This is a genomic window from Phyllobacterium sophorae (assembly GCF_003010965.1).
Lineage (GTDB): Bacteria > Pseudomonadota > Alphaproteobacteria > Rhizobiales > Rhizobiaceae > Phyllobacterium > Phyllobacterium sophorae.
In genome coordinates, this window is sequence record NZ_PGGM01000018.1 from 107,912 (window position 1) to 134,328 (window position 26,417).

25 protein-coding genes and 1 tRNA gene are annotated in these 26,417 nt (G+C 58.1%); 13 read left to right on the top strand and 13 right to left on the bottom strand.

Annotation, left to right across the window (positions count from 1 at the left end; genetic code table 11):
- The first annotated feature begins 117 nt into the window (after nt 1–117).
- Nucleotides 118–1,854 carry a SulP family inorganic anion transporter gene (locus tag CU103_RS27890; RefSeq protein ID WP_245449044.1) on the top strand — a complete coding sequence of 579 codons (1,737 nt, stop codon included), beginning with the start codon at nt 118–120 and terminating at the stop codon, nt 1,852–1,854.
- Nucleotides 1,855–1,941: 87 nt separating this feature from the next.
- Here the strand turns inward: CU103_RS27890 and CU103_RS27895 are convergent, their stop codons facing one another.
- The 4 genes from CU103_RS27895 to CU103_RS27910 are packed head-to-tail and all read right to left on the bottom strand — an operon-like array spanning nt 1,942 to nt 7,034.
- Nucleotides 1,942–3,063, bottom strand: a complete 1,122-nt coding sequence (locus CU103_RS27895; RefSeq protein WP_106667290.1) for an ABC transporter permease — start codon at nt 3,061–3,063, stop codon at nt 1,942–1,944.
- Nucleotides 3,064–3,097: 34 nt separating this feature from the next.
- Nucleotides 3,098–4,246 carry an ABC transporter permease gene (locus CU103_RS27900; RefSeq protein WP_106667291.1) on the bottom strand — a complete coding sequence of 383 codons (1,149 nt, stop codon included), beginning with the start codon at nt 4,244–4,246 and terminating at the stop codon, nt 3,098–3,100.
- The gene (locus CU103_RS27905; RefSeq protein WP_106667292.1) at nt 4,243–6,003 is read right to left on the bottom strand and encodes an ATP-binding cassette domain-containing protein; all 1,761 of its coding nucleotides are present in this window, start codon (nt 6,001–6,003) and stop codon (nt 4,243–4,245) included. Before CU103_RS27905 ends, CU103_RS27900 begins: the two co-directional genes overlap by 4 nt.
- Entirely contained in the window at nt 6,000–7,034 is a 1,035-nt protein-coding gene (locus CU103_RS27910; RefSeq protein ID WP_106667322.1) for an HlyD family secretion protein, read from the bottom strand. The genes CU103_RS27905 and CU103_RS27910 overlap by 4 nt, the downstream gene beginning before the upstream one ends.
- 92 nt (nt 7,035–7,126) lie before the next feature.
- Here CU103_RS27910 and CU103_RS27915 point away from each other — a divergent pair, with 92 nt between their 5' ends.
- Entirely contained in the window at nt 7,127–7,813 is a 687-nt protein-coding gene (locus CU103_RS27915; RefSeq protein WP_162707204.1) for a CerR family C-terminal domain-containing protein, read from the top strand.
- Here the strand turns inward: CU103_RS27915 and CU103_RS31640 are convergent.
- The gene (locus tag CU103_RS31640; protein WP_162739683.1) at nt 7,807–7,971 is read right to left on the bottom strand and encodes a hypothetical protein; all 165 of its coding nucleotides are present in this window, start codon (nt 7,969–7,971) and stop codon (nt 7,807–7,809) included. The genes CU103_RS27915 and CU103_RS31640 overlap by 7 nt on opposite strands.
- A gap of 129 nt (nt 7,972–8,100) precedes the next feature.
- Nucleotides 8,101–8,472: a hypothetical protein gene (locus tag CU103_RS27925; protein WP_146147881.1), complete on the bottom strand. Its 372-nt coding sequence runs from the start codon at nt 8,470–8,472 to the stop codon at nt 8,101–8,103.
- A 386-nt stretch (nt 8,473–8,858) separates the two neighbouring features.
- Between CU103_RS27925 and CU103_RS27930 the strand changes: the two genes are divergently transcribed.
- From CU103_RS27930 to CU103_RS27940, 4 genes are all read left to right on the top strand, one after another.
- Nucleotides 8,859–9,119, top strand: coding sequence for a DUF982 domain-containing protein (locus tag CU103_RS27930; protein ID WP_106667296.1), 261 nt, complete (start codon nt 8,859–8,861; stop codon nt 9,117–9,119).
- A complete protein-coding gene (locus CU103_RS31645) occupies nt 9,095–9,322 on the top strand; it encodes a hypothetical protein (RefSeq protein WP_170117136.1) in 228 nt (75 codons plus the stop codon). The genes CU103_RS27930 and CU103_RS31645 overlap by 25 nt, the downstream gene beginning before the upstream one ends.
- A tRNA-Ser gene (locus tag CU103_RS27935) sits at nt 9,284–9,374 on the top strand. Before CU103_RS31645 ends, CU103_RS27935 begins: the two co-directional genes overlap by 39 nt.
- A 977-nt stretch (nt 9,375–10,351) precedes the next feature.
- The gene (locus CU103_RS27940) at nt 10,352–11,386 is read left to right on the top strand and encodes an acyltransferase family protein (protein WP_106667297.1); all 1,035 of its coding nucleotides are present in this window, start codon (nt 10,352–10,354) and stop codon (nt 11,384–11,386) included.
- Between the two features lie 98 nt (nt 11,387–11,484).
- On the opposite strand, the gene CU103_RS27945 is transcribed toward CU103_RS27940, so the two are convergent.
- Both CU103_RS27945 and CU103_RS27950 read right to left on the bottom strand, forming a co-directional pair.
- Nucleotides 11,485–12,804 (bottom strand): ATP-binding protein, encoded by a 1,320-nt coding sequence (locus tag CU103_RS27945; RefSeq protein WP_106667298.1) that lies wholly within the window; start codon nt 12,802–12,804, stop codon nt 11,485–11,487.
- Nucleotides 12,801–13,541, bottom strand: coding sequence for a response regulator (locus CU103_RS27950; RefSeq protein ID WP_106667299.1), 741 nt, complete (start codon nt 13,539–13,541; stop codon nt 12,801–12,803). Before CU103_RS27950 ends, CU103_RS27945 begins: the two co-directional genes overlap by 4 nt.
- Before the next feature lie 251 nt (nt 13,542–13,792).
- Between CU103_RS27950 and CU103_RS27955 the strand changes: the two genes are divergently transcribed.
- Together CU103_RS27955 and CU103_RS27960 are read left to right on the top strand one after the other, a co-directional pair.
- Complete coding sequence (locus CU103_RS27955; RefSeq protein WP_106667323.1) at nt 13,793–14,557, top strand: alpha/beta hydrolase; 765 nt, start codon at nt 13,793–13,795, stop codon at nt 14,555–14,557.
- 258 nt (nt 14,558–14,815) lie between these two features.
- Complete coding sequence (locus CU103_RS27960) at nt 14,816–16,576, top strand: cytochrome c biogenesis protein DipZ (RefSeq protein ID WP_106667300.1); 1,761 nt, start codon at nt 14,816–14,818, stop codon at nt 16,574–16,576.
- A 76-nt stretch (nt 16,577–16,652) separates the two neighbouring features.
- On the opposite strand, the gene CU103_RS27965 is transcribed toward CU103_RS27960, so the two are convergent.
- Nucleotides 16,653–18,197 (bottom strand): DUF1254 domain-containing protein, encoded by a 1,545-nt coding sequence (locus tag CU103_RS27965; RefSeq protein ID WP_425350667.1) that lies wholly within the window; start codon nt 18,195–18,197, stop codon nt 16,653–16,655.
- Nucleotides 18,198–18,790: 593 nt separating this feature from the next.
- On the opposite strand from CU103_RS27965, the gene CU103_RS27970 reads away from it, so the two are divergent.
- The 3 genes from CU103_RS27970 (at nt 18,791) to CU103_RS27980 (ending at nt 21,443) form a co-directional block, all read left to right on the top strand.
- Nucleotides 18,791–19,207, top strand: coding sequence for an organic hydroperoxide resistance protein (locus tag CU103_RS27970; protein ID WP_106667302.1), 417 nt, complete (start codon nt 18,791–18,793; stop codon nt 19,205–19,207).
- Between the two features lie 110 nt (nt 19,208–19,317).
- Nucleotides 19,318–20,367, top strand: a complete 1,050-nt coding sequence (locus tag CU103_RS27975; protein ID WP_106667303.1) for an alpha/beta fold hydrolase — start codon at nt 19,318–19,320, stop codon at nt 20,365–20,367.
- A gap of 548 nt (nt 20,368–20,915) precedes the next feature.
- A complete protein-coding gene (locus tag CU103_RS27980; protein ID WP_170117138.1) occupies nt 20,916–21,443 on the top strand; it encodes a DUF2380 domain-containing protein in 528 nt (175 codons plus the stop codon).
- A 139-nt stretch (nt 21,444–21,582) separates the two neighbouring features.
- Here the strand turns inward: CU103_RS27980 and CU103_RS27985 are convergent, their stop codons facing one another.
- A complete protein-coding gene (locus tag CU103_RS27985) occupies nt 21,583–21,912 on the bottom strand; it encodes a hypothetical protein (RefSeq protein WP_106667305.1) in 330 nt (109 codons plus the stop codon).
- 241 nt (nt 21,913–22,153) lie between these two features.
- On the opposite strand from CU103_RS27985, the gene CU103_RS27990 reads away from it, so the two are divergent.
- On the top strand, nt 22,154–22,906 hold the full coding sequence (locus tag CU103_RS27990) for a histidine kinase dimerization/phospho-acceptor domain-containing protein (protein WP_170117139.1): 753 nt from the start codon (nt 22,154–22,156) through the stop codon (nt 22,904–22,906).
- A 141-nt stretch (nt 22,907–23,047) separates the two neighbouring features.
- On the opposite strand, the gene CU103_RS27995 is transcribed toward CU103_RS27990, so the two are convergent.
- The 3 genes from CU103_RS27995 to CU103_RS28005 form a co-directional block, all read right to left on the bottom strand.
- Nucleotides 23,048–23,959, bottom strand: a complete 912-nt coding sequence (locus tag CU103_RS27995; RefSeq protein WP_106667324.1) for a tyrosine-type recombinase/integrase — start codon at nt 23,957–23,959, stop codon at nt 23,048–23,050.
- A 357-nt stretch (nt 23,960–24,316) separates the two neighbouring features.
- A complete protein-coding gene (locus tag CU103_RS28000; protein WP_106667306.1) occupies nt 24,317–25,321 on the bottom strand; it encodes a porin in 1,005 nt (334 codons plus the stop codon).
- Between the two features lie 69 nt (nt 25,322–25,390).
- Complete coding sequence (locus CU103_RS28005; protein WP_106667307.1) at nt 25,391–25,720, bottom strand: DMT family transporter; 330 nt, start codon at nt 25,718–25,720, stop codon at nt 25,391–25,393.
- Between the two features lie 401 nt (nt 25,721–26,121).
- On the opposite strand from CU103_RS28005, the gene CU103_RS28010 reads away from it, so the two are divergent.
- A partial coding sequence (locus tag CU103_RS28010; RefSeq protein ID WP_210203848.1) for a porin occupies nt 26,122–26,417 on the top strand: 296 nt, incomplete at its 3' end.

Consider the following 26,417-nt stretch of genomic DNA (forward strand, 5'->3'; position numbering starts at 1 on the left):
GATTAAGGCAGCAGGCTGTATACTTGCGGCCGGACGATCATCGTTTCCGTCCATGTCGCGACGGCGACCGCCGACGCTGGATGCCGACGATCCCGCCGCCCTTGTTTGAGGGGCATTGTGAAATTGGACTCAGTCAACCCGTCGCAGCAGCAGGCAACACCGAGCTTCGTCGAACTTTTCACCCCCAAGCTTGTTACGGTCCTGCGCGAAGGCTACGACCGCGCGAAATTTCGGGCGGATCTCATTGCCGGGCTGACGGTTGCGATTGTTGCGCTGCCGCTGTCGATGGCGATTGCCATTGCGTCTGGCGTCACACCGGACAAAGGGCTCTTTACCGCCATCATTGGCGGGTTCATCGTATCGGCGCTTGGCGGAAGCCGTTTCCAGATCGGCGGTCCGGCGGGGGCCTTTATCGTGCTAGTCGCATCGACCGTGGACCGCCACGGCGTCGATGGCTTGATCCTGGCGACACTGATGTCCGGGACCTTCCTGATTATTACCGGCTATCTGAGACTGGGGACCTACATCAAATTCATCCCCTATCCGGTTACCGTGGGCTTCACTGCCGGCATTGCGGTGATCATCTTTGCCAGCCAGCTGAAAGAACTGTTCGGCCTCAATCTCGCAGGTAAGGAGCCGGGTGACCTGTGGCCCAAACTTGTCGCGCTGGGCGAGGCTGCAGGTACGATCAATCTCGCCGCCGTTGCGATCTCGCTTCTGACCATTGGCGCGATTATCGCGCTGAAGCTCTGGCGGCCATCGTCGCCGGGCATGCTGATCGCGGTGTGCCTTGCCGCGTTGGCAGCGGCCCTGTTCGGCCTTCCAGTTGAAACGCTCGGCACGCGTTTTGGCGGTATACCCCGCACCTTGCCTGTTCCCGCCCTGCCGGCGTTTACACCGGAACTTGCATTGGCGGTGCTTCCCGATGCCTTCAGTTTCGCGCTGCTCGGAGCAATTGAGTCGCTCTTGTCGGCGGTTGTGGCGGATGGGATGACTGGAAGGCGGCATCGTTCGAATTGTGAACTGGTTGCGCAGGGCTTTGCCAACATGGGATCGGCGCTCTTCGGCGGCATTTGCGTCACCGGCACCATCGCCCGGACTGCGACCAATGTTCGTGCCGGCGCCTATAGCCCGATCTCGGGGATGCTGCATTCGGCGTTCCTGCTGGTTTTCATGCTCGTGGCGGCGCCGCTCGCCAGCTTTATCCCGCTCGCCGCACTCGCTGGCGTTCTTGCGGTCGTTTCCTGGAATATGGTTGAGAAGGAAGCGTTCCGCGCGCTCATCCGTTCGTCGCGCGGTGATGCGGTCGTGCTTCTCGTCACCTTCGCACTGGTCGTCTTCCGCGACCTTACCGAGGGTATCGTGGTTGGCTTTGCACTTGGTGCTATCCTGTTCATCGATCGCATGGCCAAGAGCGTCGCGCTGGAGGCGCATGAACCCTTTGCCGTCGATGACGTGGCCGATGCGACCAATGGAGACCACACCGACTACAACAACCGGACCGGGACAGATCCGGACACGGTTGTCTACCGGTTGACCGGTGCTTTCTTTTTCGGTGCGGCCTCCACTGTCGGCACCATCCTTGATCGCATTGCCGATCAGCGCCGAAATTTCATTCTCGACTGCTCGGCGGTGCCTTTGCTCGATTCCACGGCCGCCAACGTTATTGAAGCTTCGGCGCGCAAGGCCGAACGGGCCGGCGTCCGGTTCCTTATCACTGGCGCTTCTCCAACTGTCAGGCGCATGCTGCGTGCCCATGGCGTGCGCCCGCCCCACGTTGCCTATGCCGCGACAATCGAGGACGCAAAGGCACTGCTTCGCTCTCCGGCCAGCGGGAAATCCCGACTGAAATAACCAAACCACCAATTCAGCCCCGTGGCGGCAGCTGGTTTGATTTTTGAGGGCCGGAACGCAGTGAACGTTCGGGACCATCAGGCCGAGTTAAGTCAACCTGTTGCGGAACAGCCAGGCCGAGAAGGGCAGGGTGATGGCGGCAATTGCGACCAGCGCCAGCATTTCCGGCAGAAGCTGGCTTATCCCGGCATCCTCCAGATAGACCTGATGCGTGATGCTGATGGCGTAGCGCAGCGGATTGATCAGCGTGAAATACTGCAGGATATCCGGCATGTTGCCGATTGGCGCTGTCAGGCCCGACAAAAGCATGAACGGCATCAGCAACACGAATGAATAGATCATTGCCTGCTGCATATTGGCCGCCAGCGACGAGATGAACAGGCCGATGCCGACCGCCGCCGACAGGAACAGCACGAGCCCGAGATAGAGGATGAAATAGGAGCCGGTAAAGGGGATCTGGAACCACAGCTGCGCCACCAGCAGGATTGTCGTCGACTGGCTGAGCCCGACCAGCATGGAGGGCAAGGCTTTTCCGACCATGATCTCCGAAGGCCGGAACGGCGTCACCAGCAGCTGGTCGAATGTCCCTGCCTCCCGTTCGCGTGCAACCGACATGGCGGTCAGCATCAATGTCATCATCATGGTGATCGTGCCGATCAGCGAGGGGATCATGTACCAGCGCGTCTCGAGGCTTGGATTATACCAGGCGCGCGTCGTCACCTTGACGCCGCTATTCGCCTCCAGGCCGTTCTCGGCACGCCACCTTGTGGTGAAGTCGGCGGCGATGGTGTTGACATAGCTCTGCGCGGTGCCGGCCGTATTGGAATTGCGGCCGTCGGCGATGATCTGCAACTTGGCGGGCATTCCGGCCATCAGCCGCTTCTCGAAATCCTGGTCTATGACCACCACAAGCAAGACCCGCGCTTCATTTATGAACTGTGCGATGTCCGATGTCCGCTGCAGCGTCGCTACCCGGCTGAACGTGCCAGAACCGTCGAGCTTGGCGGCAAGCTCAATCGAGGCCGCGCTGTGGTCATGGTCGAGGACCGCATAGGGGACGTTGTTAAGGTCATAGCTTGCCGCATAGCCAAAGATCAGGCATTGCAGGATTGGCGGCAGGACCAGCACGACGCGGCTCTTCGGGTCCTTGAACATCGCCAGCAATTCCTTGCGTATCAGCGCGATTATCCGGAAAAAGGATTCTTTCATGGCTGCCTCCGGCACAAAGATTCCGTTGGCGCGCTCATTGATCCAACTTCTTGCGCGTTGCAAAAACCGAGGCTGTCATCAACACCGTTGCCATGACGGCAAGCACGGCCGCGTTAGGCAGGATCACCGGCCAGATATCGCCGGCAAGGAACAGCGTCTGCAGGACGCTGACGAAATAGCGTGCCGGAAATATATGGGTGATAATCTGGATCGCCAGCGGCATGCTTCTGATATCGAACATGAAGCCCGACAGCATCATTGCGGGCAGGAAGGTGACGACGAGCGTGATCTGGCTGGCAACGAACTGGCTCTTGGTCACCGAGGAAATCAGCAGGCCTATCCCCAGCGCCACCAGCAGATAGAGCATCGATACGACCACCAGTATCCACAGCGAACCGCGCAGCGGCACGCCGAACAGCACCTGACTGCCGATGACCGACAATGCCAGTCCCAGCATGCCGAGGACAAAATAGGGCACGGTCTTGCCAAGCAGGATTTCGCCGGGCCGCGCAGGGGTGACGAACAGCGCCTCGAAAGTGCCCCGCTCCCATTCGCGTGCCATCACCAGCGCTGTCAGCAGCGCGCCGATCAGCGTCATGACGAGGACGATCAGCCCCGGCACCAGAAAATACGTGCTGTCATTGGCTTCGTTGAACCACAGCCTCATCTGCAAATCGATCGATGCCCCGGCGTTCAGTATCTCGCCCTGGGCCGCCTGCCGCGCCACCCAGGTCCCCACCGCACCTTGTGCATAGCCGAGGGCGATGCGCGCGGTGTTGGCATCGCTGCCATTGACGACAACCTGGATTTCCGCGGTGCCGGCCTGCACGTCGCGGGCAAATTGCGAAGGGATGCGCACAATGCCGTTGACGGTCTTGTCCATGAGCAGCCGTTCCGCTTCCGCCATCGTCTTGACCTGATGCGTCTCGAAATAATCGGAGAGTTCGAAGCCGGAAACCGCGCCGCGTGCCTCGGCCGATGATTCTTCCATCACCAGGGCCACGGGGAGATTTTTCAGGTCGAACGAGAGGCCATAGCCGAACAGCACCAGCAGGATCATTGGCATGACGATGCCGACGGCAATGCTGCTCGGGTCGCGCACCACCTGCCATGATTCCTTGCGCACCAGCGCCATGATGCGGCGAAAACTGCCCTGACCGAGCCGGGAGGATGAAGCTGTCATGCCGCCTTCCTCGTCTCCTTGCGCGATTCCTCGACGATGGCGATGAAGGCATCTTCCATGTTCGGCTCTTCGCCATTCTTCGGCTCGGCATGGGCACGGATTTCGGCGGGCGTGCCTTCCGCGAGATTGCGACCGGCATCGAGAATGATGATGCGGTCGCAATATTCCGCCTCTTCCATGAAATGCGTGGTGACGATCACCGTAACACCCTGTTCGGAGAGCGCGGTAATTCGCCCCCAGAACTCCCGCCGCGCCAGCGGGTCGGCGCCGCTGGTCGCCTCGTCGAGAAAGAGAATGTCCGGCTCGTGCAGCAGTGCGGCAGCCATGGCGAGGCGCTGCTTGAAACCTCCCGGCAGCTGTCCGCTTGGCAATGTTGCGAGTTCGCCGAGTTCGAACTGGTCCTTTGACCAGGCGATTCGCTCGCGTTTTTTCGCGCCGCGCAGTCCATAGGCGCTGGCGAAGAAGTCGAGGTTCTCGTCGACCGAAAGATCGCCGTAAAGCGAAAACTTCTGCGCGACATAGCCAAGCTTCTGTCGCGCTTCCGCCCGCGAGGTGCGCAGATCCGCACCCGCCACGCGCAAGGTCCCGCTGGTCGCGGGCATCAGCCCGCACAGCATGCGGAACGTCGTGCTTTTCCCGGCACCGTTGGGCCCGAGGAGACCGTAGATCTCACCGCGCCTGACCTGAAAACTGACATGATTGACGGCGGTGAAGTCGCCGAAAGTGCGAACGAGATCGTTGACTTCCACCGAAATCTCGTCGCCGTTGCCCGGCTTCGACCTATCCAGTGTCACCTCACTGGACTGGCTCTTGCTCGCGACGGCGCTGAAGAGCACCATGAAACCATCTTCAAATCGCGCCGCAGTCGGTTCCAGCTTGACCGGGCGATCGTCGATCCTGATTTCGCCGCGATGGTCCGGCTTCTTCACCACGCGCACTTTGCCGGCTTCCGGTACGGCATCGGCAACGCCCTCCTGCCGGAATAGCCGCGCCTGCAACGACCGGGCCGTCATGCCTTTTTCGGGTGTGACGATGAACACATTGTCCTTTGCTTTCGCGGTGATCTCGTCAGGTTTGCCCTGCGCCAGAACCTTGCCAAGATGCATGACCACGGCGTGGTCGCAAAGTTCCGCCTCATCGAGATAGGAGGTGCTGACGACAACGGTCAGGCCATCTTCGTGCACGAGCTTGGTGACGATCTCCCAAAGCTCGCGCCGCGACAGCGGGTCGACACCCACGGTCGGTTCGTCCAGCAACAGCAGTTCCGGCGCGCGGACCAGCGTGCACGCAAGGCCGAGCTTTTGCTTCATGCCGCCGGAAAGCTTGCCGGCGAGCCGCTCGGTAAAGCGTCCAAGATCGGTCATTTCCATCAGACGCGGATAGATCTCCCGGCGCTGCTCCCCGGTGATGCCATGCAGGTCCGCATAAAGATCGAGGTTCTGCTGAACGCTCAAATCCTCATAGAGGCCGAATTTTTGCGGCATGTAGCCGATGCGGTTCTGTATGGTTTGCGGGTCGGCGGCGACGTCGATGCCAAGCACTTCCAGCTCACCGCTTGTCGCGACCATCAACCCGGCGATCAGGCGCAGGAGGGTCGTCTTGCCCGCGCCGTCAGGTCCCACCAGTGCGGTCAGCGTGCCTTGCCGTGCCTCGAACGAAACACCTTCCAGCGCCTTGACGATTTCGTCCGTTTCGCGGCGGAAACTCTTGTGGATGGTCCGCGCCGTGACGGGGGAGGGTGGCGCGGCGCCGGTCATGACTTTGCCTTGGCATCCGCATTCTGGGGCAGGGCCTTGGGCGCCTCGTCAGGCAGCAGCATTACCGATGCGGGCATGCCGAGCCGCAGCATGTCGTCCGGGTCTTCAACGAATACCCGAACTTCATAGACAAGGCTGGTACGCAGATCCGTTGTCTCGACAGTCTTTGGCGTAAACTCCGCCACCGGCGAGATGAAACCGATCCAGCCGTCGAGCGGACGATCCGGAAAACTGTCAGTCGTCACGTTGGCGCGCATGCCGGAACGGACGTGCCCGAGATTGGTTTCCGAGACATATGCACGAACCCACTTCGTACCGATCGTTGCCAGTGAAAAGACCGGCTTCGTCGGCGCTGCCATTTCACCCGGTTCCATCAGCCGCGAGCGGATGACCGCGTCGAACGGTGCGACGAGCTCGGCATCGTCCAGTTCCTGCCGTATCAGCGCCAGTTGCGCCTCATTGGCGCGCAGTTGCGCCTCGGCCTGCAGCAATTCTTCGGCGCGCGGACCCGCGATGGCAAGGTCGAGCGCGCTTTGCGCCACTTCCACCTTGGCATCGGCTACTCCGGCCGCAGCTTTCGCTGTGTCAAGATCCTGCTTGCTGATCGTATTGGTGGCCGTCAGTGCAGCACGCCGTTCAAACTGTACGTTGGCATTGGCGGCGTCGGCCTTGGCGGAGGCGAGATTGGCGCGCGCCTGGGCTATTTCCTCGGGGCGGCTGCCGTTGCGCAACTTCATCACCATGGCACGTTGCGCGGCGACGGTCGCATCGGCTTGCCGGACCTGCGGTGCAAGGCGGCTGATATCGAGGCGAGCCAGAACCTGGCCTTTTTTAACGATGTCGCCTTCCTCAACCAGAACACCTGCGATGCGTTCGGAACCATTGAACGCCAGGGACGCCTGTCTGAAATCGACATTGCCGTAAAGTGCCAGCGCGTCATTGGCCGGCGGCCGGTGCAAATACCACCACGCGCCGCCGCCAATCCCGGCGAGGACAAGAATGGGAAGGATTATTCGAAGTGGCTTGTTCATGACAACCACCATAAACAAAGAGCCATCATATGTCAAATTAGAATTTCAATTTTAACTTTCAAACGCCACCGGTTTCGTGTAATATGATTCGTATGGCACGGAAAACTCCACGCAAGCTCCCCGGCCGCCGCGAAGACGGCGCCACGACGAAGGCCCAGATTCTCGAGGCGGCTGGCGAGATATTCGCTGAAAAAGGATTCGATCGCGCCACCGGCAAGGAGATCGCCGAGCGGGCAGGCAGCAACTCTGCTGCGGTCAACTACTATTATGGCGGGATTGAAGGGCTTTATACCGAAGTGCTGGTCGAGGCGCATCGCCGCCTGCTGACCTACGACAGACTTGTGGCCCTTGCAGAAGGGCCGGGAGACCCACGGGAAAAGCTGAAGACGCTCATCGGCCTGATTGCGCGCACAATTACCGGCCCGGCCACCACGTCATGGGCGCTGGGGGTCCTTGGCCGGGAGATCCTCTCGCCATCCCCGGCGTTCGCCGTTTTGATCAAGCAGGAGATCCTGCCCAAGAAACTGGTCATAACGCGTATTGTCGGGCAAATTCTCGGGCTCTCGCATGATGATCCAATTGTCACCCGCTGCGCCTTGAGCATCATCTCGCCCTTCGCCATGCTGGTCGTCGGCAACAAACAGATATTCACGCAGGTTCTGCCGGGCCTCAACCCCGCGGAGCCCGGCGCGCAGGATGCGATTGTCGAGCATTTCCAGCGCTTCGCCCTTGCGGGCCTCAACGCTACAGCGGCGGAGCTGCGTTCAGGTGATCACTGATGCTTGTGGTTGAAGTCCCATTGAGGGCGATCGTTTGCGCTCTCGGTTTTCTTGCCGGTCGTTGCTGAATTCTGTTGTTTGGCAATTGCCTCGCGCAATACCTGCCATTCTCTTTCGTGGCGCTGATAGACATCCTGCGGAACCGTTGGCGTTGTCATTCTGCGTTCTCCGTGATGGGTTTTGGTGGACCCGATAACGGTCAAATAGGGCGCCAGTTCCGCCAGTTCCATTCAAGATTTGCAACTGCCATTTACAGATGTGAAGCTCTGGACAAAACTTGCTCGCATCTAGCCGGGCGCTTTCACCGCCTCGTAACCAGCGCGCACCTTCTCGGCCAGCGTCAGCAACCTGTCCTTGCAAGTCTTGGCGTCGAAATCGGTGGGCTGCTTGGGTCCGGCAATTACATCCTTCAACCAGCCGCGCACGGTCCGGTCCGCATCATCAGCTGTCTTGCCAAGCGCCTTGAGGATGGTCTCACTGCTTTCGATGGCGGAATAATGCGGCTCCCGCCCGAGCGCATCCTGGCATTGATAGGAAACGGTCACCAGGGTTTTGGCATCAGAAGTGACCTGGCCCTCGCTGCCGCTTCTGCCGCCCGCCGTCGTGCACGCGGTCAAGGCCGCCGCTACCAGCACAATTCCTGGAGTAGAAAATCGCATCATATCCCCCATACGCTTCGGGTACGCTAGTTAACGCAAGTTCTGGTGTCGAGGGGCAGGGGCTGATTCTCATCTTGAACGCGGTAGCGAATCCCGAATACCTTGGCGCTGGAACCTTCCCATATTGCTAAGTATTCCATTTGCGCCCGAACGAAATGACTATCAAGTGATGCAAGTTCGTGCATGCCCCCAATGTTCCTGAACGGACAAAAAGCGAATGGGGGGTACCGGAATCATACGCGAAACGGCTGCAATGGGAATCGTGAATATCCGCTGTGTCCATCAGAAGCCGGTCGCTTCGAAGGGTCGCATAAATCGAAGTATTTAGAAGGGGTTGCACGGATTTTTCCTTCGGAACAAGTGTCCGTCCCTTGCGTTCCGTGAAGATGAATGATCTGGATTTTCTAGCCGTGACGATAGAACTGGATAAGTCGAGCGAGCTTCGCAACATAAGTTCCGTGACCGAAGCGGCCCATGTTCTCTTCAGGCTGTGGCCCAGACAAAAGGGAAAGAACCTATCCGCTGCGCGAAAGGCATGCCTCAATGCCATCGAAGGAAAGGGGAGCGTCGACGATGCAAGAACGGCATTCGTTGCTGCTGCAAAAGAGGCCAAGATACTGGTTTGGAACAGCGCCTGGGAATTTTGAGCGTTGTTCTGACGATGGTAAAGCAAGCATTCGGCTGTGTTGTGACTGGTAATGCGGGCACACATATTCAGTTTGGACTTGCCTTCGCCGGTATATCGCATTTTTTATGGGAAACCGAACAAAAGCCTTGCAAACAAGGGGTTTCATCTTTAGTCAGCGTCCTCGGAGAGGTGGCCGAGTGGTCGAAGGCGCTCCCCTGCTAAGGGAGTAGGGCTCAAAAGGCTCTCGAGGGTTCGAATCCCTTCTTCTCCGCCATACCGCTAATAAAAACAACTGGTTAGAGCGGTTTTTAGGTTTCATCATAACTTTTGCATAACCCTCGGTTTGTAGGGGGCGAGGCATGTGGTTCTCGCTCGCTCATATCGGGCGTAGAGGCTGAACCCATGGAAGCGATAGATGCGGTTCGGCAAATCGGCAACTTGGGCGCGCATATAAGAAAGATACTGGGCTCATCGTCGAGGTTGAGCCGAATGAAGCGCAGGCCCTCATTGAACCGGGCGAAATGCTTTTTGACGAATGGTATGTTTCGCGGCACGAGCGTTAGCTTGGGAGCAAGTGAAGGCGATCGCTGGAATTAAGCAGGCGGTTCAAGCACTCAGAAAACTCAAGGCGAAATGCCTGTACCAGGCAAGGAGCCCATGGCGATGGAGCAAGAAACCCCCAAACGGGCGAAAGAATAGCAAGAAACCCCCAAACGGGGTCCTGAGAGAAGCCCGATGACTTTAGCCCGTTCGGGAGTGGTGGGATCAACGCCTGACTGAAGCGGCTTGATAATACATCGTCGGGACCGCTTGCATCGGCGGTTTCGAGACTACATTGGCTGACGATCTCCTCTCCGTGTGCGTCTTCTCACCCATAAGAGGGAACCAGAAAAGGTAATGGCCCGGAGGTTTCTCTTTTTGGACGTGCGATAGTGTTGCAGTGTTAGGAGGGAGGATGCCCGGCAGCTGAAGCCAAGGGAAGCCGGGGTCTATGTCGACACCGCGCCGCGGCCACCGGCTACGGGCAAGCTCGGACCGAGATGGGGCAAACGGAAACCGGTGCGAAGATCATCTTGACTTGCTCACAAGCCCGAGGCAATTATCAACCCAGCATGACCGTGAACTAGCCTAAGCCACCCAAGACGTTAGGAATGGTTTAGTTTTTTTTCATTCATTAATATTGACGCAGATTTACCTTCCAGAATCGCAAACGCTGTGCCAAATCCAAACAGCGTGGGGGGCAATACATAAATGAAGTATAAACCGGCCTTGGACGGCCTGAGGGCGGTCGCCGTTGTTTTGGTAATTGCATTTCACACTATTGCAAACGAGTTCCCTGGCGGGTTCATAGGTGTTGATATCTTCTTTGTTCTAAGTGGATACCTCATCACGTCGAACATGCTGGTAGAGTGGGACAAGACAAACAGAATTAGCATTGGCAAATTTTATTGGCGGCGGGCGTTAAGGCTCGCTCCAGCGCTTTTATTATTATTGTCTTGTTATGTCGTAGTTGCGTATTTTATTAACAATACCAACGACCATCTTGTCGCTGCTGCGATCACGGCAATATATGCCATGAATTGGGCAAGGGCATTTGACATTGGCAGTGTCGGCTACATGCCGCATACGTGGTCGCTGGCCGTAGAACAGCAGTTCTATTTCATATGGCCACTACTTCTCAGTGCGCTGCTATTCCTCACCGGGCGACGGGTCACTCCGTGGTGCATCGCTTTGCTGGTGCTGTTCACGATCGGTTGGCGACTGGCCTTGATCTGGAATGAAACGTCTGGCGAGAGGATTTACAACGGATTTGACACACGGGTGGACACCATACTGGTAGGCTGCTGCCTCGCTTTCGTACCCGCGAGCAAGATGAAGTGGGCTCCATTCCTGGTCTGGCTGGCGCTATTTGCTGCCATGGTTTTCACCTTGTTCGGTTCATACGGCCGTTGGGTAGAGATTTGGGGCTTCACAGCCATTGCCCTCGCGTCCGCGGTATTGGTTGCCGGCGCTGCAAATATCAGCGATGGCCAGATGTCGCACGCGCTGCTGAGCTCTCGACCGCTGGTATGGTTGGGTCAGATTTCCTACGGAATGTACCTATGGCATTTCCCCATCCTGGTCGGCGTCGCTGATAGACTTGGGCTTCAAGGTGTAACCAGACTGGTTTTCACACTGGGTGCAACGATAGTTCTCGCGACAAGCTCCTACCTGTTCGTCGAGGTGCCGTTTCTGAAGAAACGCACTCTGCCCGTCGCTCCTGTTCCGTCACCGCAACCCGCCTGAGATGACGTCCAAGGCCCACTTTGACGTGACCGATTGTTTCCTCACGGGTTCCCGCCGATCGCCTGTCCCGATAGGCTCCGGCGGCTTGCTGAAAGTCTTCAGGCCATGGTTATTTGCGCCGCCAACCCGCCATCTTCACGGTTGCTGAGTTCAAGCGTCGCTCCGATTGCATGGGACAGTTGCTGGGCGATTGCCAGGCCGAGCCCCGTGCCGCCTGTTCCCCGGTTTCGGGACTGTTCCAGTCGGAAGAAGGGTTGAAGCACGGCTTCGAGTTGTTCCGCGGGGATACCCGGACCGCGGTCAAGCACCCTGATGGTAATCGCGCCGCTGGCATCTCTTCCGGCGCAGACTTCAGCCACTTCACCGAACTTGAGGGCGTTGTCGATCAGGTTTGTGAGAATGCGGCGCAGGGCATAAGGGCGGGTGACCACGGTGGCTTCGATCTTCCCGCTCAGCGTAACCGCTTTTCCAGTGTCCTGGTAGTCGTAGACGAGGCTTTCCACGAACGAGTCGACGTCGATCCGGGAGGGTTTCTCGGTGTTGCCGTAGGCGCTGCGCGCATAGGCCACCCCCTCATGAACCAGCCGCTCTATTTCGGTCAGGTCCTGCAGGAGTTTTTGCTTTTCGACGGATTCTTCGGCGAATTCGGCACGCAGCTTCATGCGGGTGATCGGAGTCTGAAGGTCATGAGAAATCGCAGCCAGTATCTGTACCCTTTCCTGGAGATACTGGGCGATCCGGTCGCGCATCGCATTGAATGCGATTGCCGCATAGGCGACCTCGCGCGGCCCGTTTTCGCTGAGTCGCGGTGCGTTCTTGTTCGGATCGAGAGCATCCGCGGCGTTGGCGAGGTTCACAAGCGGGCGGATGGCCAGCCGAACCGCAAACCAGCTGCAGAGAATGAGCAGGATGAGCTGCGCCATGAGGACATAAGGCAGCCACTTCGCCAAAGGCATCGTCGTGGGATAGATATCGATCGTCAGGGGCGCGCCATCGCTCAACGTCAGGTGGGCCTGCAGACGCTGGCCGGCACCTGGTATCGACTGGACCGTTACGGGGAAACGGTCACCGACCGCCTTGCGTATCGTGTCGGCCATCTCGGCGCCCAAACCCGCCACGCCGGAAACGCCAGGCCGGCCAGGGCCGAGCGTGTATCGATAGGTTCTGCGGTCGAGTTGGCCCACCCAATCTGCCCGCTCATCCGCCGGAAGGCGGTCCAGGAGGGCGACAGCCGTTGTCACATCCTTTTCGAGATTGCCGAGCAGCATTGCCTCGACCATGACATAGCGCTCGGAAAACAGGACGCTGAAGGAAAGCCCATAGGCGACGATGAGGCCTGAAAGGAAGATCAGGAACAGTCTTGACCCCAGGGTACGCGGCCAGGGGCGGAACAGCTGCCGGCCGGAAACCGCGGTCATGAACGGACCTCCGCGATCTCCACGGCCATCGAGAAAACGTAGCCTTCGCTGCGGACCGTCTTGATATAGGCCGGTTCGCGCGCGTCATCGCGCAGGCGCTGGCGCAGGCGGCTGACCAGGAGGTCGATTGAACGGTCAAACAGGTCCGCATCGCGTCCCTGGGTGAGGTTCAGGAGCTGGTCCCGGTTCAGTACGCGTTGCGGGTGATCGACGAAGACGCGCAGCAGGCGGTATTCGGCGCCGCTGAGGGCAACGATTGTTCCCTGTTTGTCGAGCAGATGCCGGCCGGAGGTATCGAGCTGCCAGTCCCCGAATTTCAGGAGCTGCCCGACTTCGGAGATCTGGAGGTTGGGAGGAAGCATTCGCGTGCGGCGCAGTACGGCCTTGATCCGCGCAAGCAGCTCTCGCGCCGCGAAGGGCTTTGCCAGATAATCGTCGGCTCCCATCTCCAGGCCGACGATACGATCGGTTTCGTCGCTTCGTGCCGTCAGCATCAGGATCGGTGTCGTCTTGTGCTTGCCGGCCCGCAATTCGCGGCACAGGACAAGTCCGTCGTCGCCCGGCATCATCACGTCCAGAACGATCAGATCGACCGAGTCGGCCTCCAGAAACGTCCGCATATGCCGGCCGTCGGCAGCGACGGTAACCCGCAGACCGTTCTTCTTCAGATAGTTCGAAACCAGCTCGCGTATTTCGCGATCGTCATCAACGATCAGGACGTGATCGACATGATCCATGGAGATTACACTTTCAGTCTGGGCCATGGCACAGCATTAGCAGCATGTTCCCATGGCCGGTCGAGACGCAGATTCAAGAAAATTGTAAGCCAGTGTATCAGCATCCCTGTCCGATACATTGGACGACAAAATTGTCGTCGCAGGGGCCTCGTGCGTCCTTCACTCTATTGGAAAAGCGTGTGAATGACCAGCATCCAATGTTTGTCGCCCTGATCGTTGAGGCGGCATGAATGTGGAAGGAACCCTTCATGATGAAACGCTCTTTTTCGCTCGCAATTGTAGGTCTCGCGCTTGCTTTCAATCCCCTGTCGGCCGCTTTGGCTGCCGATATCAAAAACGTGGTCATCGTCCATGGCGCATTCGCCGATGGATCAGGATGGCGTGCAGTTTCCGATAGCCTGACAAGACAGGGTTATAAGGTGTCGGTGGTTCAACAGCCGTTGACCTCGCTGGAAGACGATGTTTCGGCCACCAGGCGTATCCTGGAGATTCAGGATGGTCCAAGCGTTCTCGTCGGCCACAGCTATGGCGGTATGGTGATCACGGATGCCGGAAACGCCAAAAACGTGGCCGGCCTCGTCTATATCGCCGCATTTCAACCTGACCAGGGCGAAAGCCTTGTGAAACTCGCCCAAGGCAAACCGGTCCCCAATATGCGAAAGGACAGCCTTCAGGCGACCAAGGATGGATTCTTCTACCTCAATCCCGAGGCGTTTCCGGAGCTTTTCGCCGCAGACTTGCCAAAGGCTGATGCCGAGTTCCTGGCGCGATCGCAGGTCTTCGCATCCCGGAAGGCCTTCACGACCGAAGCTGGCGCGCCGGCATGGAAAACCAAGCCAAGCTGGGCACTGGTTGCAACCGAAGACAGATCGATCAATCCCGATCTGGAGCGTGACATGGCCAAGCGCGCTGGCAGTACGGTCTCCGAAGTGAAAGCGAGCCATGCCGTCTATGCCTCCAGGCCAGACGATGTGGTGAAACTGATCGTCGAAGCGGCGCAGACCCTTTCCAAATAAAGCGTGAAAACCATCACCGTGCCCGCCCGCATCTCGGCCGGGCACAGTACTCGTAGGGAATTTGGCCGGCGAGCGCTCGGCACAAGCGTGTGAACGCTCCGTGCCGGTTCGTTCGTATCGCTTTGTACGGGAATGCCCTTCCTCCACACTTCGTTACATTTTCCGCCAATCAGGACACACCCGGGATACGTCCATACCGCTTGATCCGGGCAATGGCTGGTCTTCAGCGCAGTGTCATACACGGTAGAGGAATCGACAATGACCCTTCTGTTCATAACCTATCTCGCAGGCGTGCTGACCATACTCAGCCCATGCATCCTGCCAGTGCTTCCCTTTGTCTTTGCACGGACGGGACAGCCCTTCGTCAAAAGCACGCTGCCGATGCTGGCAGGCATGGCGATCACATTCGCCGGCGTCGCCACCCTCGCTGCCGTCGGCGGCAGCTGGGCGGTTCACGCCAATGAATATGGCCGCTACGCCGCGATTGCGCTGCTCGCGATATTCGGTGTGACACTGCTTTCGCCGAGCGTGGCCACCATACTCACGCGGCCGGTCGTTGCCTTCGGGAACAGGATTTTGAATGCAAATGGGCAATCGTCCGCCCCGACCTTCGCAAGCGCGCTTTTGCTCGGTGTCGCAACCGGTCTTCTCTGGGCCCCCTGCGCCGGGCCGATCCTCGGTCTGGTGCTGACGGGCGCCGCTCTTCAGGGCGCGAACGTCGGGACGACACTACTGCTTCTGGCTTATTCTGCGGGCGCTGCGACCTCGCTGGCGTTGGCTCTCCTGATTGGCGGGCGGGTTTTCTCGGTCATGAAACAGTCGCTCGGTGCGGGAGAATGGGTCCGGCGCGGTCTCGGCGCTGCGGTCATTGCTGGCGTCGTTGCCGTCGGTCTGGGCGCGGACACGGGTCTTCTTGCCCGGCTTTCCAGCTCCAGCACGGGCAAGATCGAGCAGGCGCTGATTGATGCCGCCAATACGGGCAATGCTGGTGCCGCAGCCGCGAGCAACGGCATGATGGCGGCAAGCACCACTCGTCAGGGTTTCCGGAGCAATTTGCCGGTAGAAGGTCAGTTTCCGTCGCTCGACGGAGCAGTCGAATGGCTGAATTCATCGCCGCTGACGAACGAACAGCTTCGGGGCAAGGTCGTGCTGGTCGACTTCTGGACCTATTCCTGCATCAATTGCATTCGTACGGTCCCGTATATCCGGGCATGGGCGGAAAAGTACAAGGATCAGGGTCTTGTCGTAATCGGCGTGCATTCGCCGGAATTCGCCTTTGAGAAAAAGATCGACAACGTCAAACGGGCCATCGGCGAATTTCAGATTGGATATCCTGTTGCCGTCGACAATGATTTCAGGATCTGGCGGGCATTTCAGAACAGCTATTGGCCGGCCCAGTATATCATCGATGCCAAAGGTCAAGTCCGTTACCACCATTTCGGCGAAGGCGAGTACGATACGTCCGAACAGGTGATCCGTGACCTGTTGGCCGAAGCTGGAAGTCAGAAGGTTGGGAAAGAAATCGTAACGCCCGAAGCCAGTGGTGCGCAGTCTGCGCCCGATCTGGGCAACCTCCGGTCCGCGGAAACCTATATCGGATACAGCCGGGCGTCGAACTTCGGGTCTCCCGAAGGTCTGGCCGGTGATGCCGCCCGGGAGTACACGATAGCCGAACCGGGACTCAACGAGTGGGGTCTTGCTGGCAACTGGACCGTCGGAGCAGAACAGGCGACGCTCAATCAGGCGGGCGGCGGCATCACCTACAGGTTCAGCGCCCGCGATCTGCATCTGGTGCTCGGCAAAGGCACTGCCGCCAAGCCGGTCCGGTTCCAAGTGAGGGTGGACGGCAAAGCGCCGGGCGCGAGTCACGGCATGGACATCGACGCGGAGGGCAATGGCACCGTAACCGGAACGCGGCTCTATCAGTTGGTCCGTCAAGCGGGAGACGTGAGGGAACGGACGTTCGAAGTTCGCTTTCTCGACCCGGGCGTTGAAGCGTTTGTGTTTACCTTTGGATGAACGCAATCATGCAAGAGGAATGCTGTCGAAACTCGAAGGCGCTCGCCCCGCCGTTATCGTTGCATCAATGTCAAAATCAAGGAACGAGTTCGACCTCACTTGGCCGCCATTCCTTCGTGAAGAACGATTCGAGAGGACCATACAGGCGCAGGAGCATGAACCACCCTTTGTCAGGCACGGTCTGTATCCAGTTGCCGCGCTTTACGTCCTTTGGCTGGGTCGGGCTGAAGTAGATGGTGGTAGAGCCATCTGCAGCAGGCTCCGCAGCGGGAGACGGATACGACTGACTGCCCGCGCGCGGATAGCGTTGCGGAGTGTCGAGCATCGACCGCGACTGATTGTCGTAGAGCGTGAATGACCAGAATGCTTCGGCCGGGATGTTCGGGGGTAAGGTCACCTTGTAGGTCTTTCCGCCGTCATAGGGTTTCTTGTTCGCATCTACGAAGCCCATGAGATACTGCGAACCGACCTTGGGTAGCCGCATGATCATGCCCGGGGAGTCGAGGGTGTAGGCGTAATAAAACGCTGTCTTGGAGTCGAGAGTCCGCGCGCCCGTTGGCGGCAGCGGATCAAATAGCCCCTCCTTGGTAACCATCGGTGGCGGCGTCTCGAAATTGGCACCACCTTGCCAAAGCATGTTCGCCCAGCTTGAATCGGGATAGTAAGCCCAGCCTGGGATGTTGCTTGAATCCCAATTGAGCACTCGTCCAGCGGCATTTCCAACCGCAGCCGCATCGGTGAGTATCTTCTTCATTCGATCGTCCGGGTTGAAGTCCTTACCCTTCACGATGCCAATTGCCGCTAATTGCCCAGCGAGCTCCGGATTATAGGAATCGGCTGGCTCGTCCTGAACGTTGGCGTTGATCATCTCGAAGAATGAGTAATCGCTTGGCGGGATCGTGTTGTACGATTTCCCGCTGGCTTCCACGAACTTGGTTTCGGGAATCTGTGGGGTGGCCTCAAGTTTGACCTTGCCATCAAGCGCTGTCGCGATGCTCGTGCCTACGCCTCCTGGCGTGTAGGGATAAATCTTGATGTTTTTCTTGATGTTCTCAACGGCCGGCTTCGGATCATTGCCTTCGAGAAAAGCCCGCGCAGCATAGATGACGCGCGTCGTATTCGCCCGTGAAACGTAAAAACCGCCGTCCGGAATCGGGCCGTCATAGCCTGGTGGCAAGAGCAGGTATTTTCCACCCTGGCCGCGGTCTGGACCGGGAAAGCCGACATCGACGACCCACTGGAACCACATGTCGTTGATCGTGCCAAGTCCTTTCGGCGGTTGTTCGACCACCATCGGTCCCTTGGTCAGGTCCACGATGCTGAAATAATAGACCGTGTCGACGTTGGCCGTGAGGTACAGCGACTTCGCATCCATCAATTCGGGGTAGATGGTGACCGTATTGTCTTCCGCGCCGATACCGAGAAGACCTTTGCGGATCGCATAAGCGGACGCACCGCCGTAGCTGTTGAGGAACACGTCGAGGGCACGGGTGAAATCCAGCGTGTCACGAACTTTCTTGACAGTCTCCGCGCTGGGAGCACCGTCCTTGAACTCCAGCGTGCCGATGGAAGACTCGACCTTATCGGGTGTCACGAGGATCGGCGGGATCTCGCCCGCCATCTGGGCGAAAGCCTTCTCTCCACTCGTGAGGGCGGCTACGGCCAAAAATGCTGCCACAAATGAAAATTTGCTGCTGTTCGATGTCATGCTGTCCTCCATTTTCAAAGAAACGGATGAGCTCAGACGAACCTTTGGCTGTTCGGGTGCGCTGTTACGCGTCCTTCCCCTGCGATCCGCATTGCACATTTGCTCTGGGCCGGCGTGTCTGCAAGTGAAGAGAATGTTAATCCTCCCATGATGGCGCGAAATAGCAAGTAAGTTACAGTTACAAGCGAGATAATTGGTCTCGCGCCAAGTCGCCGTCGACAGCCGCCTTTCAGCAAGGCATGCGCTCGATCAGCCACTCGCAATTTTCTGCGGCGCCGGATCTTCTCAATCGGGGCGACGGCATGAAGGAATTCAGATCTGGTCGTTTTGCTACATGATTCCGCTCTTTGTATCACAATGTACCGCCCCGGCGCCTCGACACAGTTCGTTTCATTTCCGGTCGGATCCGGACACATTCTGGATACGTATCATGCGCTCTATGCGACCAATGGCTGGCTCCAGTCATTGCGCTCCGGCACCCACCATTCGCTCAAAGGATCCCCGTCATGACCCAAGTCGAAAAAGTCCTGTACACCGGCAAAACCCACACCACGGGCGGGCGGTCCGGCGCGTCCCGCAGCTCTGATGGCCGTCTGGACATCAAGCTATCTCCGCCAGGCACTGCGGGCAGCGGCACCAATCCGGAACAGTTGTTCGCTGCGGGCTGGTCGGCCTGCTTCGAGGGTGCGATCGGACATGCAGCCCGCAAAATGGATGTCGCTTTCCCGGCTGGTACGGCCATAGACGCCGAAGTCGACCTGGTGCTTTCCGACGGCGGTTACGTCCTCCAGGCCCGCCTCAATGTCAGCCTGCCGGGTCTCGGCCGCGAAGTCGCCCGGGCCCTCGTGGACGCCGCTCACCAGACGTGCCCCTATTCGAAAGCCACACGCGGCAACATCGATGTAGTGATCAACTTGATCTAGGCTGGACCGGTTGAGACTTCCGCCGGTCTGATTCTTGGACCGCCGGCTATCCGGGCGTCCTCCCGTCCGGATAGCCACCCCCCAAAGATCCATCCAACGGAGAGAGACGCATGTTTGAAGAGATCAACCATTATCGCCGCCGCTTCTTCGGCATCGCGGCCATGTCTGTTGCTGCTGTCCAGCTTGGCATGACCACAGGTCCTGCAAGCGCCCAGTCAGGCAAGACTGACCCCGCGAAAGCAATCAAACCGGGTACGAACACGTCGTTCGCCGCGCTCAAGCAGATCGATGCCGGCGTCCTGAATATCGGATACGCGGAAGCCGGTCCTGCCGATGGTCCAGCGGTCATTCTCCTGCACGGCTGGCCCTACGATATTCACAGCTTCGTCGATGTCGCCCCGCTGCTGGCATCGGCCGGTTACAGGGTAATCGTGCCGCATCTGCGCGGCCATGGCACGACGCGCTTCCTTTCAAGCGACACGTTACGCAATGGCCAGCAGTCGGTGCTCGCGGTCGATATCGTCGCCCTGATGGATGCGCTCAAGATCGAAAAGGCAGTTCTTGCCGGGTTTGATTGGGGAGCGCGGACCGCCAATATCATCGCGGCGCTCTGGCCAGAACGCTGCAAGGCCATGGTCTCCGTGAGCGGTTATCTGATCGGCAGCCGTGAAGCCAACAAGATGCCGCTGCCGCCAAAGGCCGAGCTGCAATGGTGGTACCAATATTATTTTGCCACGGAACGGGGCAGGGCTGGCTACGAGGCAAACCGGAACGATTTTGCCAAGCTCATCTGGCAGATCGCTTCGCCGAAATGGGACTTTGACGATGCCACGTTCGATCGCACTGCGGCTTCCCTCGACAACCCCGATCACGTCGCCATCGTGATCCATAATTATCGCTGGCGGCTGGGCCTTGCAGATGGCGAGGCGAAATATGACGATCTGGAAAAGCGGCTTGCCGCGGGCCCTGTCATCACTGTGCCAACCATCACCCTTGAAAGTGACGCCAATGGTGCGCCACACCCGGATGCCAGCGCCTATGCCAAAAAATTCTCGGGCAAATATGCGCACCGGATCATTGAGGGCGGCATTGGCCACAATCTGCCGCAGGAAGCGCCACAGGCCTTTGCCGACGCCGTGATCGAAGTCGATGGCTACTGATTGACGGCCCCATCGGGATCCATCGAGTACGTGGGGTAAATCACGCCGCGAAGAGGCGGCAGATCAAGACCGCTATGGAGACCGCGAAGCCGAAGACGAGTAAATGACACCACATTGGGGTGGTATAATGCAGATAGATTTCGTCTTCTTCGTCTTCATGCATGAACGGGCCTCTCGCGTTTGAGCCGTCCCTATCACTGCAATATGAAGCCTGGATGTCAAGTGCATGGCGTCAGGAGCTGGCGAGACCCTGGCAAACCCAGCATGAGTCAAAACTGCGGTGGGTCACGGCTCACTTGCCGCGCAAATGCTGCGGCTGGCTAAAAAAGGGAGGCTTGGCAACAGTGGGGAACTGCAATGACCAAGCCTCCTCCTGGGTATGGACCAGGGCGATCAGTGTGCACCGGGTGTCCGCAGCATCACAACTTAGTAATATTCATTACAATTTTAGCGATTCCCGCAATCGTCCGGCCCCCCGCAGAATTCAGGAACATTTCGCACCGCCAAGGGTTTAGCCAGTCTGGGCGCTGCAAAAAAGGATGATGGAGATGAACCTGCGAACCTCGTTTGCAGCCGCGGCGCTCACCGCTTCCATGGTTGCGCCACCCGCCTATGGCGATGCAAAAAGTCCCGCACCTGCCGCCGCGAAAATTTCTGTCGCGGTTGCCAACCTTGATTTCCTCGATACATCCGGCGAAACGAGGGATATGACCGCAGCCCACGCTAAACGCTTGAAAGCACTTGCGGATTATCTGCGCGAACAGCTTTCCGGCAATGAAAACCTGAAAGTCGTTCAACTTCCGTGCGAGCAGGCCCAATGTACGGCGCAAGATCCAGGCTATGAGGTATTGGCTGATCAGGCGCGCGACGCCGGTGCCCGCTTTGTCTTTATCGGTATCGTCAAGAAAACCAGCACGCTCATCAACTGGATCGAGTATTCGGTGCTTGATGTCGATGACAAGCGCGCCGTCTGCGGTGAATTGGTCAGCTTTCGCGATGACACGGACGAATCGTGGCGCCGCGCTTCCAGGTTCTTGGGCAGTCAGATTGCGAGGCGCTGCAAGTTTGGCGGTTGAACATTGTCCACGGCGTGTAAGGTCTGGCGCAACCTTGGGGTGTTTGGTAAAGCCGCACCAGACCTTGCTGGGTGTTAGACCAGCGTTGCGATAACGCGAGATGCGTTCTTGAGTTCCTCGTCGGATGCGAAAGGGCGATTCAACCGTTGACCGGGGCCGGGTCTGGCGGGAATTCGACGCCAGGCTGTTTCTTCTGAAGTTCGGCCACCTTGCTTGCTGCGATTGCAGCCAGGCCGGAAAATATCGCGTCGAGTGCCGAGGCCGCTTCGTAGATTGCATCGGGCAGGTCCACTTCGCCGATCTGCTCGACGAGTTTTTCCATGTCATCGGCGTGCTTCTCCAGCAGGATATGCAGCCGCATGGCGTGGTCGAGGCTCAGGGCCGGGTAGGCGAAAAAACGTGGGATTTTTTCGCTCAATTGTTCCGCCAGGTCGTTCTTCTCGCGGAGTATGTCCAACCATTGCACCATCTTTGGCCTCCAATCCCCAATCGGAGCGCGACAGAAGACGCGTCGACCAGGCTTCAATATCGCGTCTGCAATGCGGTCCTGTCTGGTCGCATCAGAAAGGGGCGGATTTTTGTGCCGGTTCCAAAAGCCCGCGCAAAGGACACGGGACATCGCACGATCGCCAATGCGTCCGGACGACGCATGATATGGCGCATTTCGCTGAAGGCTCTATAGTGGCCGGACTGCAATACCGGAAACCTCCATGCCCCATGATTTTCAAGCCGACATTGATGCGATCGGCCGGATCGATGCTGTACCGGCAATCCTCGATGTCGTGTGCCGGATCACCGGCATGGGCTTTGCCGCAGTGGCCAGGGTGACGGAGGATCGGTGGATTGTCTGCCAGGTGCTCGACAATATCGAGTTTGGCCTTGCGCCAGGCGGTGAACTTGAAGTCAAGACCACCATTTGCGATGAAATCCGCAATAGCGGCCAGGCGGTCATCATCGATGAGGTATCGAAAGATCTGGTCTATTCAACGCATCGGACTCCGGCGATTTATGGCTTTCAAAGCTACATTTCCATGCCGATAATCCTCCCGGATGGCACATTTTTCGGCACGCTCTGTGCGATCGATCCCCGGCCGGCGCGCCTCAAAAATCCTGAAACCATCGGCATGTTCAAACTTTTCGCCGAATTGATTGCTTTTCACCTCGATGCAAATGAACGCCTGGCCAGGACCGAGGCGGCGCTGCTGGATGAGCGCAAGATCTCCGAGTTCCGCGAACAATTTGTTGCCGTGCTCGGTCATGATCTGCGCAACCCGGTGGCGTCGATCGATTCCGGCGCGAGAATGCTGCTGCGCACTCCATTGGACGAAAAGGCGAGCAACATCGTCAAACTCATCCGCGGCAGTGCCGTGCGCATGTCCGGTCTGATCGACAATGTCCTTGATTTGGCGCGTGCGCGCCTTGGCGGCGGCGTCGTGCCGGCCTCTATATCGCTTCGGAGATAGCCAGTATGCATGGCGGAACGCTGGACGTTGTTTCCGATCCCAGCGAGACCCGGTTCACTTTTCGTATGCCCTTGTGCTCGTGACCGGCTGCGCGGTGCCGCAGGCTGCTCGCAGCGCCTCGCCCTTTACGGCGAGCGCCGCTCAATGCCGTTCAAGAACGGCAACGCAGGAGTCGAGGTCGTTTGTGGCAAGATGCGCATAGCGCATTGTCATCCACAGCGTTTGATGGCCAAGCCATATCTGCACGCGCCGGATGTCGATGCCGCCCCGCACGAGCCGTGACGCGCAAGTATGGCGCAGGATATGCGGAACCACCTGATCGTCGGAGCCCAGACCCACTTCCGCCTTCGCATCGTTCCAGATCGCGCGAAAACGCACCTGATTATGCATGGAAAACGGACCCTTCAGTCTCGCATGCGGGATATGGATGACCTCGCGCGCCCGCGCCGTCAGCGGGACGGTGCGGCTGCGGCCGGATTTTGTCAGCCAGAAGGTCGACCTGGAGTCCTGAAGGTCGTTCCAGGAAAGGCCGATCGCTTCGCCAAGCCGGCAACCCGTGTCCACGAGAAACACGCTCAACCGGTAGCTGTCGTCACACCGCGTACGAATGGCCGAGAACAGCCGCTGTTCTTCTTCCGCCTCTAGAAACCGTATGCGTCCCTGCCGCTCCTTCTGGCGGCGGAACTCCGGCAAATTGTAGATGTCGCCCATCTTGCACGCCTTCCGCAGCAGCTTGCTCAGCGCAGCCATCTTTCGATTGATGGTTGCATTGCTGTTACCGCGTTCGCGTAACGTGCCGATCACAGAATCAAGCATTTCCTGCGTGAAGACGCTGAAACGCTCGCCGCTCAATATCTCGCTGATTTCTCCAAGAAAGGACCGAACATTGGTCTTGTGCGAGCCTTCGTCCCAGAGAATGCTGATATACTGCGTGGTCAAATCGCGGAGCGAGTGTTCCTTGACCAGTCGTTTGATCCCGTTATCTGCCGATGCATAGTTGAGATCGTACTGGAACCGCACGGGAAACGCCGATTCCGGCGGAGGAGGGGCCATGCCCAGCGATGAAATCGTCATGATGATTGCGCTCTAATCAATAAAATATGCACCGGATAAATATGTGACGAGTTGTACCCGTCTTTCCCGAAAGCGCAATCCACGGAGCTATGCCTCTTTAGGCTAATAGGCTTCCGTTTGATAAAACCAGTGATGGCTCCACCAACGTCCAACCGCATGGGTTGTTGTCCAAACATCTCACCGTCTCCTCGGTCCGCGACCGGTTGGAAATCCTTTCTCCGCCTAAATATCTGTGCGCCGTCTGTGCGAACGCTGAAAATTGATTGTTCAAAATGAATTTTGGGAAAAGCCAACGCCGGGAAAATCCGGCGTTGGTCGATGTGTCAGTTCAGAAGATCAGAAGTTCCGCTGGAAGCGCACGATGCCGCCAAAAGCGTCGTCGTCGCCACGCTCACCACTGAATGCGGTGTAGGCGATTTCGGGCGTTATGGTGAAGCCGGGGACAAGTTCGTAAGCAACGTTCAAAGCAGCAGCGATCGTGCCGTCGTCTTCATAGGCGGCTTGAGCGTTGATTGTTGCCGTTTCCGAGGCCTTGAAGGAACCGCCGCCCCAGACAGCCCAGTCGCCGAACCAGTTACCATAGTAACTATCCTCGGACTTATAACCACCCAAAACGAACAGGGAGATGGCATCGGTCGCTTTAACGTCCAAACGGACCTTGCCAGCCCACTCCTCGGTAACTGCATCATAACCGCCAACGGCCGAAACGCTGCCCCAACCCTGCTCGAACTTCGCACCAGCAACGATGTGCGGCATGTAGTCGTCGATAACGAAATCGCCTGTACCTTGTTCAACACCGATCAGAGCCGAGAAGCCATTGCCGCCAGTGAATGTATAGTTGATCTGGTTGGTCTCAAATGGACCGTAGCTGATCACGTCATCGTGGATAATGTCACCGACATAACCTGTCCACGACACAAACTGCGAGTCAGTGACACCGACGCGGAAGCCGCCGAGTTCAATGAAGGCATTGGGCAGGCTCGTCGCGTTCTCGCCATCCGTAAACTGAATACGGGCCTCTGCATAGGAACGCAGTGTACCAAGCTCAGTTTCCGAACGGGCATCGAAACGAAGCGAGGCGCGGCTGCGTACTTTGAATGTGCCATAATCGATCCCGGTGTAAGGATCTGTGCCAGCTTTCACATCAAAACGGACATAGCCGCTGACTTTAAGGCAGGTCTCTGTTCCGGGAATGTAGTAAAATCCCGCGCCATATGCGTCGCAAACTTTGACGTATTCGACGGGTTCTGGTTCGGCGACAACGACTGCGTCTGCAGCACGTGCGCCGGTTACTGCAACGAGGGCTGCAGCGGAGCCGAGTAGAAGGCTCTTAATGTTCATTTCTGACCTCCAGTCAAGATTCGCTGGAGGCTGCGTGCAAAGAGCCGTTCTGGCGGGATTCGAGCGCCGCTAGTGCCCGACAGAGCTGGAGAAGAGATTGACCACGAGCACACCGGCCACAATCATCGTCAGGCCGGCGATCGCCGCAAAATCCAGTGTTTGCCTGAACCAGAACCAGCCAATGGCAGCAATCAGCACAATGCCGGCGCCTGACCAGATCGCATAGACAACGCCGACGGGAATGGTCTTGATGGGAATCGACAGGAAATAGAACGAGGCTGCATAGCCGAACGTGCAGACCAGCGATGGCCAGAGCCTGGTAAAGCCGTCGGCCTGCTTGAGCGCCGACGTCGCCACCACTTCGCAGACTATGGCGATAACGAGGTAAAGATAAGTCATGTCAAATCACCTTTCGAAGAGGTGGCAAATCATTGATTCGATTCGACTGCAGGTCGCGAACCAGCGTGTATTGGCCGATTCTGCGGGCATTTGCAGTCTCAATACCGGCATGGCTCGACAAGATTTTATTAAAATCCGGGTTACCTATATTAATGAGTGGTAAAGATATTGCAGGCCCTGCGGCGATTTCGTGTCATTTGTGCAACAGCGGTCCGCCATAGAGCTGCCACAAGTCGCTTGACCCGACATTCGTGGTTGAAACCCCGACGCTGGCGAGTATGGTCTGTCGGGAGGAAGGGCGTTCATCGCATTTCTTCTTGGACTTAGGGGATGGGGACAGGTTGTCCTTCAGCCAAATTGGAATGCCCAGACCCATTTTTAACTTTGACTGGAGGTCAGAAATGAACATTAAGAGCCTTCTACTCGGCTCCGCTGCAGCCCTCGTTGCAGTAACCGGCGCACGTGCTGCAGACGCAGTCGTTGTTGCTGAACCAGAGCCTGTTGAATACGTTCGCGTTTGCGACGCATACGGCGCAGGCTTCTTCTACATTCCGGGGACCGAGACCTGCTTGAAGATCAGCGGCTATCTGCGTTACGACGCACAGGCCGGCGATGATCCCTACACTGGCTTCGACAGCGAGACCTGGCGCAAGCACACTCGTGCAACGCTCCGTTTCGACGCTCGTTCGGAAACAGA